Source organism: Bacillus multifaciens, assembly GCF_030756675.1.
Lineage (GTDB): Bacteria > Bacillota > Bacilli > Bacillales > Bacillaceae_G > Bacillus_A > Bacillus_A multifaciens.
In genome coordinates, this window is sequence record NZ_JAVBXD010000027.1 from 38504 (window position 1) to 52500 (window position 13997).

The following is a 13997-nucleotide window of genomic DNA, read 5'->3' on the forward strand; positions in this document are numbered from 1 at the left end:
AAAAAGCAGAGGAGAAAAAGTTCCTCTGCTTACCCTATTATTGTAACACTTTAATCTTTACTTGTTTTCTTCCCCAAGCTTCTACCTGTGATTCTGTCGGCATAAGAACATCAATACGATGCCCTTTAATCGCCCCGCCCGTATCACCAGCAACTGCATATCCGTATCCTTCCACCCATACCTTTGTTCCAAGAGGAATAATCCGTGGATCTACTGCAATTAATTTCATATTTGGATTTTCCTTATAATTATAACCGCCTGCACTTACACCTTGGCATCCGCCGCAGTACGGGGAATACGCCGTTGCTTGCACATAAAATTCATTAGCAACTACACCTTCTGCATCACCTAGAATATTCTCTTCTTCTTTTGTGCCAACAGCTACAATACGATTTTTTTCTTCTTGCACGATTTCTTCTTTCTGTAAGTTTCTTAAAACTTCATTTCCATCCTCTTTGATGACTGCAAATACTTTCTTCTTTTTTCCTTCTATTCCTTCTTGAATCACTTTTTCTGCTCCCTTACGGAGTGAAGAATCTTCTTGTCTCACTTCAGTATAGGGAATTGGTTCTTCCACTGCATCGCTTACTTTTTCTACTCGAACCACTTTGACCTTCATATTTTGCTGCATCACTTCCTGTAAATCTGGTTCCACTCTATCGATTTCATTTAGTGACACTTGCCGTTCTTTCAAAAAGTTAGCGACAGTAGTCGAAGTTGACCATACTTGCTGCTCTTGACCGCCAACATGTAATGTAACCGGGAATGCTTTTTGAATCATAATTTTTTGCGTACCTTCTAATGATGCATACAAACTAGGATATACTTTATCGTGCTCACTAATTTTAATATGTTCTTCTGCCAACAAGTCTTTTACTGTCTTTGCTGTCGATCGTACTTGTTTCTCTTTTCCATCCACCACCACACCAAATGGACGTGCCTTTTCTACAACTATTTTCATTTCACCTGTAATTTTTGTAGAAGGTGCTGGATATATATGATCTTTTTCCGTTACTTGAATCCTCTCATCCTGCAATAACTCATCTATCGTATTTGCATGTGTATAAATCTCTTGTTTCTTTCCATCTACTTCAATAATTATTTTATCTGTTGTTCCCGCATACGCTACGGTCCCCACAGACCCTGAAATAATTAATGCACTCGTAAATCTTACTACTATTTTTTTGCTCACTTCTAACCTGGATAATAAATGTTTAGCATTTGTAATCACAATAAAGTACCCTCCCTGTCTAGATCAGAATTATTAACTCTCATTCTCCTACTATTTCTAGTAGTGTTACTCATCTGAAGATAAACATAGGTGAAGGAAGAAAGAGAGGAGGAATCCCCCTCTACTTCTCATTATTGAATGCCAAATAGTTTTTTTGCATTTTCTGTTGTTTTGACCGCTACTTCTTCATAAGATAGTCCTTTTAATTTTGCAATTTCCTCCGCAACAAGCTTTACATAGCTTGGTTCATTTCGTTTTCCACGAAACGGATGAGGAGTTAAATACGGACAATCTGTTTCAATTAGAAGTTGTTCCATTGGAATTTCCATCGCAACTTCTTTTGGTTTCTTTGCATTTTTAAAAGTTACTGGACCGCCTAATGAAATGAGAAAATTCATCTCCACACACTGTTTGGCAACTTCAACACTACCGCTAAAACAATGCATGATTCCTCCTACTTCGGATGCATTTTCTTCTTTTAAAATATCTACGATGTCTTGTGTTGCATCTCGATTATGTATAATGATTGGTAAATTTACCTTTCTTGCTAGCTTAATTTGTTTACGAAATACTTCTTTTTGCACTTCTTTCGGAGATTTGTCCCAATGATAATCTAAGCCCATTTCGCCAAGCGCAACAACTTTTGGATGAGCTGCTAACTCTTCCAACCATTTTAAATGTTCTTCTGTCATATCAATCGCATCAACAGGATGCCAACCAACGGCTGCATAAATGAAATCATATGTTTCTGCCAATTCAATTGCCTTTTTGATGGTCATTTCATCAAAACCAACTACAACTGTATAAGAAACACCCACTTCTTTCATTCTTGCAATTACTTCCTGTAAATCCTCTTTAAATTGCTCTGCATTTAAATGTGAATGTGTATCAAACAGCATAATAATAACTCCTTTTATTTGAAATAAATTCTATCATAAGGAAAAATTACTTTCCTAACACCGCAATAACAACTATATTACAATTTTGATACAAAAAAGGGAATTTTAGAAAGATTTTCGACAAGAAAAAAGATGCTTCACGAATGTTACACGTGAAACATCTCTCGTTTTGTCGTTATTACTTAATTTTTGTACCATTTGGTAAGTTTTGGTCGACCGTTGCTAACGACAATTTTCCGTTTTCTTCACCCGCTAAAATCATACCTTGTGATAACTCACCGCGTAGTTTTACTGGCTTTAAATTTGTAACACAAATGACTTTTTTCCCTTTTAACTCTTCTGGAGAGTAAAATTTAGCAATTCCAGAGACAACTTGTCGTTTTTCTGTGCCTAAATCAAGTTGGATCTTTAACAGCTTGTCTGCTTTTTTTACAGGTTCTGCATCCAATACTTCTGCTACGCGTAAGTCTACTTTAAAGAAATCATCAATTGTAATTTCTTCTACCTCTGGCGCCGCTTCTTTCTTTTCTTCTACTTTTGGAGCAGATCCTTTCATTTGTTCTTTTATATATTCCACTTCTACTTCTACTTCTAAACGTGGGAATACAGGTTGTCCTTTCACAACTTTTGTACCAGCCGGAATGCAACCAATTGTAGAAAGGCTATTCCACGTTTTATATTCTTCATCTGTAATTCCAATTTGTTCAAAGATCTTCCCTGGTGTTTCTGTTAAGAATGGCATTAACAAAATTGCTGTTTGACGAAGCATTTCTGCAAGGTGCGCCATAACAGAAGCCAGTTTCTCGCGATTGCTTTCATCTTTTGCTAGTACCCATGGCTGTGTTTCGTCGATATATTTATTTGTACGGCTAACAAGCTGCCAAATTGTGCTTAGCGCTACTGAAAACTCCATGTTTTCCATTGCATCTTCTACTTTTTGTAGTGTGTCTTTTGCAAATGTTACTAAAGCCTCATCAAAATCCGTTTCATTTGCTTTGTAGGCTGGAATTTCTCCGTCAAAATACTTATCAATCATCGCTACTGTACGATTTAATAGATTTCCTAAATCATTTGCAAGATCGAAATTAATACGCTCAACAAATCCTTCTGGTGTAAATACGCCATCTGATCCAAATGGTACTTCACGAAGAAGATAATAACGAAGTGCATCTAAACCATAACGATCAATTAACGTAACCGGATCTACTACATTCCCTTTTGATTTACTCATTTTTCCGTCTTTCATTAAAATCCAACCATGCGCAAATACTTTTTTCGGAAGTGGTAAATCAAGAGCCATTAAGATAATTGGCCAATAAATTGTATGGAAACGAACAATTTCTTTTCCTACTAAATGAACATCTGCTGGCCAATATTTTTTATACTTTTCTTCATTCGCTGTTCCATAACCTAATGCCGTAATATAGTTAGATAATGCATCTACCCATACATAAATAACATGCTTCGGGTTACCCGGTACACGAACACCCCAATCAAAAGAAGTACGAGAAACAGCTAAATCTTCTAATCCTGGTTTAATGAAATTATTAATCATTTCATTTTTACGTGATTCTGGTTGCATGAAGTTTGGATTATCTTCATAAAACTTTAACAGTCGATCTACATATTTCCCCATTCTAAAGAAGTAGGATTCTTCACGAACAAGTTCTACTTGATGACCACTATCCGGGCTCTTCCCACCAACTATTTTTCCATTTTCCATCACTGGATCAACAAGTTGGTGCTCTGTATAAAACGTTTCATCTTGTACAGAATACCAACCTTCATATTCATCAAGATAAATATCACCTTGATCAACAAGTTGTTTAAAGATTTTTTCTACAACTTCTTTATGACGATCTTCGGTTGTACGAATAAAATCGTCATAAGAAATATCCATTTTACCCCATAGGTCTTTAATTCCTGATACGATGTTGTCAACGTATGCTTGTGGTGTAACATTTAATTCTTCTGCTTTTTTTTGAATCTTTTGTCCGTGTTCATCAGTGCCAGTTAAGTAGTACACATCGTATCCTTGCATACGTTTATAGCGCGCCATTGCATCTCCCGCTACTGTCGTATAAGCATGCCCAATGTGAAGCTTTCCACTTGGATAATAAATCGGGGTTGTAATGTAAAAGGTCTTATTTTCCTCTGTCATTATTTTAAACCTCCCAAATGACCTCATATTATGTATTTTTATAAACAGTATATCAAAAACTTACGTATAAAGACGAGTTTATGTACTATATCTTTATCATCTATTGCTCATATCAATAAAAAATATACATTTCTATATTTCGACACTATGAATAAAATTCCAAGAATAAAATAAATCCTTCTATACATCTATTATTTTTTAGTATATATAATAAGTATATAAATCCGTTTTACTTTTCGACATATAAGTCGCTGCTATGCATGGCCAGATACTCTTGCCTACCTAAAAAGAATGATTTTATGTCGTTTTTTAATTTGGATTTATATAGATGCGAAAATCTACAAAACTTTTATAAATTTTATAATTAAAGAATTGACGGAAATGTAAATGATTGGTATCATATGTTCATAGGGTATTTTGTCGAAAAATGGCGAATTAAAATAGACTTGCAAAATATGAGGAGGAAAAACAAATATGAAATCTACTGGTATCGTTCGTAAAGTTGATGAATTAGGCCGCGTTGTAATTCCAATTGAATTACGTCGTACATTAGGTATTGCAGAAAAGGATGCTCTTGAAATCTACGTTGATGATGAAAAAATCATCCTAAAAAAATATAAACCAAACATGACTTGCCAAGTAACTGGTGAAGTTTCTGATAGTAACCTTTCATTAGCTGAAGGTAAAATCATTTTAAGCCCAGAAGGCGCAGAGCAAATCTTAAATGAACTACAACAATTTATCGCAGCAGCAAAATAAAGCTTCTCTTTTAGAGAAGCTTTATTTTTTTTCAACGTGATATGCTTGATATACGTCTCTTTTCGACATATTCCGCTCTTTTGTAACAGCTTTAATTGCTTCTTTAGAAGAAAGACCTTTCTCCTCTATGTAGTATTCGACATGTCCCTCAACTGTTAATGATTCCCACCACGCTTCTTCACTAATTGCTTCTTCTGTAGAACCCTCTACTAAAACACAAAATTCTCCACGCACTTCATTTTCCTTTGCCCAATGAATCACTTCTTCTAAAGAACCGCGAATAAACTCTTCAAATTTCTTCGTAAGCTCACGACATAATACAACGTTTCTATTCCCTAATACCTCTTTCATTGAGACTAATGTTTCTCCTAATCGATGCGGTGCCTCATAAAACATCATTGTATCTGGAATATAACGTAGCTTTTCTAATTCTACTTTACGTCCTTTTTTATGACGCTGTAAAAACCCGTAGAAATAAAAGTGTTTTGTTTCTAATCCTGATGCAATTAACGCTGTAAGTGCAGCATTTGGGCCTGGAAGGGGTACAACCGGGTACTGCTCCGCTACTGCTTGGACAACAATGTCATAGCCGGGATCAGAGATACATGGCATTCCTGCATCGCTGACAAGTGCTACTGTTTTCCCTTGCTCTAACATATCTAAGATTTTTTGTCCGCTCACTTCTTTATTATGCTCATGATAACTCATTACTGGTGTTTCAATTTCAAAATAATTACATAGCTTTTTCGTTTGCCTTGTATCTTCTGCTGCAATAAAATCTGCTTCCTTTAACATACGAATTGCACGAAATGTCATATCTTCCAAATTACCAATTGGAGTTGGAACTAAATATAATGTTCCTCTCTCATTCATCTGAAAACTTTTTTGCTGCCACATAATAATCTCCTTTTTGTATATACTCATCTTTTTGTTTCCGTTTTAACTGCTTGAAACGATACTCTGCCTGCATCGCGGTTCTTTTTTCTTCATAAGTTTCAAAGTATTTTAAGATAACAGGACGTCTGGCTCTTGTATAACGTGCTCCTTTCCCGCTATTATGAGCTTTAATTCGCTTCTCTAAATGGTTTGTATATCCTGCATAATAGCTTCCATCAGCACATTCAACAACATAAAAATAATGTTTATTCTGCTCCATATAAAATTGCATTCATTTCCTTCGTATATTTATTATTCTCTTCATATACAAAAAGAGGTGGCAAAATTTTTAAATCTGCATTCCCGTCTTTAATACCTTCAATTAATAATGTATTAGCTTCTTTCCCTGCTTTTGGATACACAAATTGGAGGCGCTTTGGCTCAATTTTATATTTTCTCATAAGAGTTACAATATCAAGCAAACGGCCAGGTCGATGTACAAACGCAACTTTTCCTCCTTGCTTAACAAGTTGACTGCTAACACGTACCACATCTTCTAGTGTGCACATAATTTCATGACGAGCAATTGCTAAATGTTCATTTAAATTTTGCTCAGATGGTTTTGGCGTTTGAAAATATGGCGGGTTACATGTAACAACATCAAACTGATGTCGTCCCAATTGCTCTGGCATATGTTTTAAATCACCATGAATAAGCTGTATTCTCTCTTCTAAATCATTGTATTGAACACTTCTAACACCCATATCATAAATACGCTCTTGTATTTCAACCCCCGTAATCCTCCCTTTCGTACGGGAACTTAATAAAAGAGGAATCACTGCATTGCCCGTACACAAATCTAATATATTGCCTTTCTGAATGGGCAGCCATGCAAAGTTCGCCAATAACACTGCATCTAATGAAAAATTAAATACTGATGGGCTTTGAATAATTTTCATATCTTTTGATAGTAAATAATCTAAACGTTCATCTCCATACAATTGCATATCGTTCTTTCCTTCCTTATCATTCAAACTATATTTTAGCAAACGTTAAGACAATTTACCTATGTCAACAGTCTAACGTCCATTACTTCTATTTTGGTTATATGTACAAAAAATTACCTTTCCAATTTATTGGAAAGGTAATTTTATTTTTTATTCAAAAATGATAAACAGAATAAGCAATCCCCTTCTTTACGTACACTTCCATAATGCAAATTGCAAATATGAAAACCCTCGTGGTACAGGCGTGCTAGATTATCATATCCTTCACCGATATCTATTTTAGGTTTTATTTCTTTTCGTTTATTCGATTTCTGTTTCTGCTTATTCTGAACTTCTTCAAAACGCTTCCGCAAATTTTCATTTTCCATTTTAATATGTTGGTTTTCTTCAAGTAGCTCTGCGAGATGCTGCTTTAACTCTCCCAACTGTTTATAGAGATGTCCAATTTGCTCTTCCATACTGGAAACCGCTGCAAAAATATCTTTTTTCTCCACAAGCACCCACCTCATTAATCTGTGGTTTGACTCGAAACGACCCCTTTATTCATTAATTCATCTAACGTATATTCTACTATCCGTTCCTTGTCTATTAATTCCACTTGAATTAATCTTTCTAAAATATTTAATCCGATTACACGACCAAGACCATGCGGTGTTTGTATCTTCTCATCTAAATCTGGAAGCTGCTCTTTTGCTGCTTCATATTCATCGTTTTCATACTTTAAACAACACATTAATCGCCCACATAACCCTGAGATTTTCGCAGGATTTAATGATAAATTTTGATCTTTTGCCATTTTTATGGATACAGGTTCAAAATCTCCTAAAAAAGTAGAACAGCAAAGCATTCGACCACACGGGCCAATACCACCTAGCATTTTTGCTTCATCACGAACACCAATTTGTCTTAATTCGATTCTTGTCCGGAAAATAGCTGCCAAATCTTTTACAAGCTCGCGAAAATCAATGCGGCCGTCTGCCGTAAAATAAAAAATAACCTTATTACGATCAAATGTATATTCTACATCAACAAGTTTCATATCAAGGTCATGCTCGATTACTTTCTCCTGACAAACTTGATACGCTTCTTTTGCTGCACGTTTATTTTCCTCAACAATTGTACGGTCATTTTCATTTGCAATCCGAATAACTTTCTTTAGTGGTAAGACAACATCATTTTCATCGACTTGTTTCTTCGTGATGACAACTTTCCCATATTCGATTCCTCGCACTGTTTCTACGATTGCAAACTCATTTTCTGAGATATCAAATTGATTCGGATCAAAGTAATACACTTTTCCGGCCTTCTTAAATCGAACACCTACTACATCATACAAACGGTCATCCCTCCTGCAACCGCAACACTAACTGCTCGAACACAAGCTGCGCATTTACATTAGCGTTGATTCTATTTTTTGCTTCTAATATATTGAAAAGAGCCGATACAATGCGCTTTTGAGAATAGGAAAAAGATTGGAATAACTCTTTTTGGTCTTGAAAAACGAGCCGCTCTTCTTCTTCCAATTGAACATATAATAAATCCTTATAAATAAGGAGCAACATATCTAATCCTAGCTGTAGTTGTTCTTTCTCTCCAAAATGCTTTACCCACTTCTCCTGTACAAAAAAAAGAGACGTGGCATCTTTCTCTAGGGCTTCACATAATTTTATCACTAAAGCTCGTGCTTGTGCAAACCATTCATCATTACAAAACGATAGTGCCTCATCAAAACTATTTGTAAGTTCTGCTGCAAGATTCCCTAAAGAAATACTTACTTTTTCACTTTCTAAACGGTTAACCAAAGCGCTTTTCGGAAGCGGCCTAAATGTAACAATTTGACAGCGAGATAAAATAGTACTTAAAATTTGATGACTTTGCTCAGTTAACAAAATTGCTGCTGTGTCACTACTTGGTTCTTCTAAAAATTTAAGCAATGTATTTGCAGCATTTGTTGTCATCTTATCGGCATGCTCAATAATATATATTTTTTTAGTTGCTTCTAGACCTGTTTTCGAAAACTCTTCTTGTAATTCATGAATTTGTTGTTTCTTAATGGATAGACCATCTGGTGTAACAATATATACGTTTGGGTGATTGCCCGAATCAATGCGTCGGCAATTCGTACATGTATGGCAAGGTTCCACTCCATTTCGTTGTAAACAAAGAAAGCTTTTCGTCATTTGCATAGCTGTTTCTAACTTACCTGTTCCTTTTGGCCCTTCTAACAAATAAGCGTGGGATATACGCTCTTTTGCAATACTATTCATTAACATTTTTACAACAATGGGTTGAATAAGAGACAGTTGTTCCCACGTCTTCGTCATATTCTATACCTCACTTTTTATACTTTCTTCTATTATACCAATTTTTGTTCAATAAGCTGAGTAACTTCTTCTACAACAGCTTCCATTGGTTGATCTGCATTTACAACGACGATACGATCTGCGAATCGATCTACTAATTGTAAATATCCTTTACGAACACGTTTATGAAATTCCATGCTTTCTAAATCTAAACGATTCACTTCTCTATTATCATCTTTTCTAATGCGTGCTAAGCCAACCTCTGGTTCAATGTCCAAATAGATTGTAATATCCGGCATACAATCTTCTGTCGCAAAACGATTAATTTCAAATACCTTATCAACGCCAAGGCCCCTTGCATACCCTTGATAAGCAAGAGAGCTATCTATGAAGCGATCACATATTACAATATAATTGTCTTCTAAGGCTGGCATGACCTTCTCTACTAAATGTTGTCTGCGTGCTGCAGCATACAATAATGCTTCTGTACGTGCTTCCATCATTGTATGCTCTTTTTTATGTAAAATGGTACGAATTTCTTCTGAAATCGTAATCCCACCTGGTTCACGTGTTGCCACTACCTTTTGTTTCTTATTCTCAAAATACGGCAATAATTTTGTAATTAATGTAGACTTTCCTGATCCTTCTGGCCCTTCAATTGTTACAAACAATCCCTTCATTCATAAAACCTTCTTTCTCTATATATCGTATACAGTAATATTTTTTATATTTCCTTGAAAACGGGCACCAATCTCTTCTAAAGCGGAAATTTGATTTATATGCTCTACCGTAATTTCCTCCCCATACACGAGTAATGGAATCCCTGGTGGATACGGTATAACCATCTCGGCCGCAATCATGCCTAACGCATCGCGTAATGGTACAACTTTTTTCTTATATTTCTCCAACTGCTTATATGTAAATGACAAAGAAGATAAATTTTCTTTATAAGGATAACGAATAAGTGGCTTACTATCTTCTACATTATATGAGCATAATGCAGCTTGTAGTTTATCAATTACTTTTATATAATCTTCATTTACTTGGAGGGGTAAAATAAGTAAAACATTATATGGGTCTGCCATTTCAACATAGATACCTATCTCTTCAAATACACGTTGTAATTCATATCCAGAGAGCTCACAGCGTGTTTGTACTGTTACTTTTAGTGCATCTTGTATTGGATAGTCTAAAACAGCAAGTTGCGGAATACGCTTTAATGCCTGGCGAAACCGCTGAGTAAATGCAGCAATCTCCTTACATCCCTCTTCTTTTATCTTCGCTAATACAAAACGAGCTATATCTAGTGAAGCCATAATTGGATAAGAAGGACTACTAGATTGCAACATATTTAAATAAGAAGAAACTTTCTCTTCGTCAACGAGCGAACTATTTACGTGTAAGTATGAACCCATTGTCATCGCTGGCAATGTTTTATGTGCCGAATGAACAACAATATCAGCCCCATACGTAAGCGCTGATGCTGGAAAAGGGGCTCCGACACAAAAATGCGCTCCATGTGCCTCATCTACTAAAACAGGAATACTATTTTTATGTGCTAATGCAATACTCTTTTCTAAATCTACACCCATACCATAATAGTTTGGATGCGTTAAAATAAGAGCTTTCGTTTGTGGATATTTCCGAATGGCATCTTCAATCGCTTCATACGGGACACCAACTGGTACACCATATTTCTCATCAATCCATGGCTCTAGAAAGACAGGACGCACTCCACTTAATTTAAGGCCATTCATAATCGATTTATGAGCGTTCCTTTGTACAAGAACTGTATCATGTTCATTACAGCACGCTAACAGCATAGCTAAATTCCCAACCGTTGAACCATTAATTAAAAAGTAACTTTTTTGTACTTCATATAGCTCTGCTAATAAACGCTGCGCTTCTTCTATACATTCAAACGGACTATGAAGATCATCAAGTCCAGTAAGTTCCGTTACATCAATAGAAAGTATATCATGAAAATACTTTTTTGCTTCATGAGGAAAGTTTGTTCCATTTTTATGACCCGGAACATGAAAGGATACAGGTTTCTTACTTCCAAAAGTATTTAACGCTTCATATAAGGGCATTTTTCTTTGATCCATATTCACTCTTCCTTACTATTCATTCTCTCTATATTATACAGAGATTTTTACAAAAAAAAATAATAGGCAAATATGCCTATTTTCCTATATAAACCCATTTTAATTTCCAAACATATAAATTGCTGCTTTACAGAAAAAATAACTCATACTCCCTTTGTTTTAACTCCTACATGTGACAAGGAAAAATTCTGACTGCTTCTATACATGTCAGATGCTCTTGCCCACCTAAAAAGAAAATGGGTTTAGCTCAGTTTTTCAATTTGTATTTTTCGTAATTGCTGTAAATAAAACATATACTTTGGATCATTTGTATGTGTTCCTATCATTTCTCGTTCACATGATTCACATATGAAACTCGTATACAAATGAATTCCGCTATCCCTCTTATGTTCACACACAATACAAACTGCTTCTTTTGTTGTGACATGCCCCATATGATTCGCCTATTTATCGTATTCTATCTAACCATTACTATATAAATTTAGAACAGCGATAAATAAACTATTCCTCCCCTCTATACGAAATGAAAACATACATCTATAAGCGTTAACAATTTTCCAAAATATATACATCCTTTACACTTTTAGTGTATGAATCATTTCTAGGCGAAGTGTCTGTCTAATCCTTAGTCAAGCTTGTACCCCAAAATAAGATAAAAATAAAAAGACGAGTCCGCTGACTCGTCTTTCGTTTGCCTGGCAACGTCCTACTCTCACAGGGACAAAGTCCCAACTACCATTGGCGCTAGAGAGCTTAACTTCCGTGTTCGGTATGGGAACGGGTGTGACCTCTCTGCCATCATTACCAGACTTATGAAGGTATATTCCTTCAAAACTAGATAACATTTGCTTCATATTATATGGTTAAGTCCTCGATCTATTAGTATTCGTCAGCTCCACGTGTCACCACGCTTCCACCTCGAACCTATCAACCTGATCATCTTTCAGGGATCTTACTAGCTTAACGCTATGGGAAATCTCATCTTGAGGGGGGCTTCATGCTTAGATGCTTTCAGCACTTATCCCTTCCGCACATAGCTACCCAGCTATGCCCTTGGCAGAACAACTGGTACACCAGCGGTGCGTCCATCCCGGTCCTCTCGTACTAAGGACAGCTCCTCTCAAATTTCCTACGCCCACGACGGATAGGGACCGAACTGTCTCACGACGTTCTGAACCCAGCTCGCGTACCGCTTTAATGGGCGAACAGCCCAACCCTTGGGACCGACTACAGCCCCAGGATGCGATGAGCCGACATCGAGGTGCCAAACCTCCCCGTCGATGTGGACTCTTGGGGGAGATAAGCCTGTTATCCCCGGGGTAGCTTTTATCCGTTGAGCGATGGCCCTTCCATGCGGAACCACCGGATCACTAAGCCCGACTTTCGTCCCTGCTCGACTTGTAGGTCTCGCAGTCAAGCTCCCTTATGCCTTTGCACTCTACGAATGATTTCCAACCATTCTGAGGGAACCTTTGGGCGCCTCCGTTACTCTTTAGGAGGCGACCGCCCCAGTCAAACTGCCCACCTGACACTGTCTCCCGGGTCGATAAGACCCGTAGGTTAGAATTTCAATACAGCCAGGGCGGTATCCCACCAGCGCCTCCACCGAAGCTAGCGCTCCGGCTTCAAAGGCTCCCGCCTATCCTGTACAAGCTGTACCAAAATTCAATATCAGGCTACAGTAAAGCTCCACGGGGTCTTTCCGTCCTGTCGCGGGTAACCTGCATCTTCACAGGTACTATAATTTCACCGAGTCTCTGGTTGAGACAGTGCCCAAATCGTTACACCTTTCGTGCGGGTCGGAACTTACCCGACAAGGAATTTCGCTACCTTAGGACCGTTATAGTTACGGCCGCCGTTTACTGGGGCTTCAGTTCAGAGCTTCGCTTGCGCTAACCCCTCTCCTTAACCTTCCAGCACCGGGCAGGTGTCAGCCCCTATACTTCGCCTTACGGCTTCGCAGAGACCTGTGTTTTTGCTAAACAGTCGCTTGGGCCTATTCACTGCGGCTTTCCGTTAAGAAAGCACCCCTTCTCCCGAAGTTACGGGGTCATTTTGCCGAGTTCCTTAACCAGAGTTCTCTCGCACACCTTAGGATTCTCTCCTCGCCTACCTGTGTCGGTTTGCGGTACAGGCACCTTTTATCTCGCTAGAAGCTTTTCTTGGCAGCGGGGAATCAAAGACTTCGCTCCATAAGGAGCTTCCCCATCACAGCTCAGCCTTCGCGGTAAGCGGATTTGCCTACTTACCAGCCTAACTGCTTGGACGTGCACAACCAATCGCACGCTTCTTCTATCCTTCTGCGTCCCTCCATTGCTCAAACGATAAAGAGGTGGTACAGGAATATCAACCTGTTGTCCATCGCCTACGCCTGTCGGCCTCGGCTTAGGTCCTGACTAACCCTGAGCGGACGAGCCTTCCTCAGGAAACCTTAGGCATTCGGTGGACGGGATTCTCACCCGTCTTTCGCTACTCATACCGGCATTCTCACTTCTAAGCGCTCCACCAGTCCTTACGATCTGACTTCACAGCACTTAGAACGCTCCCCTACCACTGATACCATAGGTATCAATCCGCAGCTTCGGTGGTGTATTTAGCCCCGGTACATTTTCGGCGCAGAGTCACTCGACTAGTGAGCTATTACGCACTCTTT

13 protein-coding genes and 2 rRNA genes (1 of these 15 cut by a window edge) are annotated in these 13997 nt (G+C 37.8%); 1 reads left to right on the forward strand and 14 read right to left on the reverse strand.

Annotated features, from left to right (window positions below):
• Nucleotides 1-37: 37 nt before the first annotated feature.
• The 3 genes from Q9306_RS16550 to metG all read right to left on the reverse strand — a co-directional run bounded on the left by Q9306_RS16550 (nt 38) and on the right by metG (nt 4291).
• Complete coding sequence (locus tag Q9306_RS16550; protein WP_306200477.1) at nt 38-1231, reverse strand: resuscitation-promoting factor; 1194 nt, start codon at nt 1229-1231, stop codon at nt 38-40.
• A 131-nt stretch (nt 1232-1362) separates the two neighbouring features.
• The gene (locus tag Q9306_RS16555; RefSeq protein WP_306200479.1) at nt 1363-2130 is read right to left on the reverse strand and encodes a TatD family hydrolase; all 768 of its coding nucleotides are present in this window, start codon (nt 2128-2130) and stop codon (nt 1363-1365) included.
• 178 nt (nt 2131-2308) lie between these two features.
• Nucleotides 2309-4291: a methionine--tRNA ligase gene (gene metG, locus Q9306_RS16560; RefSeq protein WP_306200481.1), complete on the reverse strand. Its 1983-nt coding sequence runs from the start codon at nt 4289-4291 to the stop codon at nt 2309-2311.
• 474 nt (nt 4292-4765) lie between these two features.
• Between metG and abrB the strand changes: the two genes are divergently transcribed.
• The gene (gene abrB / locus Q9306_RS16565) at nt 4766-5050 is read left to right on the forward strand and encodes a transition state genes transcriptional regulator AbrB (RefSeq protein WP_020062162.1); all 285 of its coding nucleotides are present in this window, start codon (nt 4766-4768) and stop codon (nt 5048-5050) included.
• Nucleotides 5051-5071: 21 nt separating this feature from the next.
• Here the strand turns inward: abrB and rsmI are convergent, their stop codons facing one another.
• The 11 genes from rsmI to Q9306_RS16620 form a co-directional block, all read right to left on the reverse strand.
• On the reverse strand, nt 5072-5947 hold the full coding sequence (gene rsmI / locus Q9306_RS16570) for a 16S rRNA (cytidine(1402)-2'-O)-methyltransferase (protein ID WP_306200483.1): 876 nt from the start codon (nt 5945-5947) through the stop codon (nt 5072-5074).
• Nucleotides 5916-6206 (reverse strand): GIY-YIG nuclease family protein, encoded by a 291-nt coding sequence (locus tag Q9306_RS16575; RefSeq protein WP_090918170.1) that lies wholly within the window; start codon nt 6204-6206, stop codon nt 5916-5918. Before Q9306_RS16575 ends, rsmI begins: the two co-directional genes overlap by 32 nt.
• Entirely contained in the window at nt 6193-6933 is a 741-nt protein-coding gene (locus Q9306_RS16580) for a tRNA1(Val) (adenine(37)-N6)-methyltransferase (RefSeq protein ID WP_306200486.1), read from the reverse strand. Before Q9306_RS16580 ends, Q9306_RS16575 begins: the two co-directional genes overlap by 14 nt.
• Nucleotides 6934-7076: 143 nt before the next feature.
• Nucleotides 7077-7427 carry a DNA replication initiation control protein YabA gene (gene yabA, locus Q9306_RS16585; protein ID WP_306200488.1) on the reverse strand — a complete coding sequence of 117 codons (351 nt, stop codon included), beginning with the start codon at nt 7425-7427 and terminating at the stop codon, nt 7077-7079.
• A 14-nt stretch (nt 7428-7441) separates the two neighbouring features.
• On the reverse strand, nt 7442-8269 hold the full coding sequence (locus Q9306_RS16590) for a PSP1 domain-containing protein (protein ID WP_020062167.1): 828 nt from the start codon (nt 8267-8269) through the stop codon (nt 7442-7444).
• A 4-nt stretch (nt 8270-8273) separates the two neighbouring features.
• A complete protein-coding gene (gene holB, locus Q9306_RS16595) occupies nt 8274-9257 on the reverse strand; it encodes a DNA polymerase III subunit delta' (protein ID WP_306200490.1) in 984 nt (327 codons plus the stop codon).
• Between the two features lie 32 nt (nt 9258-9289).
• Entirely contained in the window at nt 9290-9916 is a 627-nt protein-coding gene (gene tmk / locus Q9306_RS16600) for a dTMP kinase (RefSeq protein ID WP_306200491.1), read from the reverse strand.
• Between the two features lie 18 nt (nt 9917-9934).
• Complete coding sequence (locus tag Q9306_RS16605; RefSeq protein WP_306200492.1) at nt 9935-11344, reverse strand: aminotransferase class I/II-fold pyridoxal phosphate-dependent enzyme; 1410 nt, start codon at nt 11342-11344, stop codon at nt 9935-9937.
• A gap of 242 nt (nt 11345-11586) precedes the next feature.
• Nucleotides 11587-11778: a sigma factor G inhibitor Gin gene (locus tag Q9306_RS16610; RefSeq protein ID WP_306200494.1), complete on the reverse strand. Its 192-nt coding sequence runs from the start codon at nt 11776-11778 to the stop codon at nt 11587-11589.
• Between the two features lie 259 nt (nt 11779-12037).
• Nucleotides 12038-12153: ribosomal RNA gene (gene rrf, locus Q9306_RS16615) — 5S ribosomal RNA — on the reverse strand.
• Between the two features lie 50 nt (nt 12154-12203).
• Nucleotides 12204-13997, reverse strand: a 23S ribosomal RNA gene (locus Q9306_RS16620); it runs 1129 nt beyond the window's last position.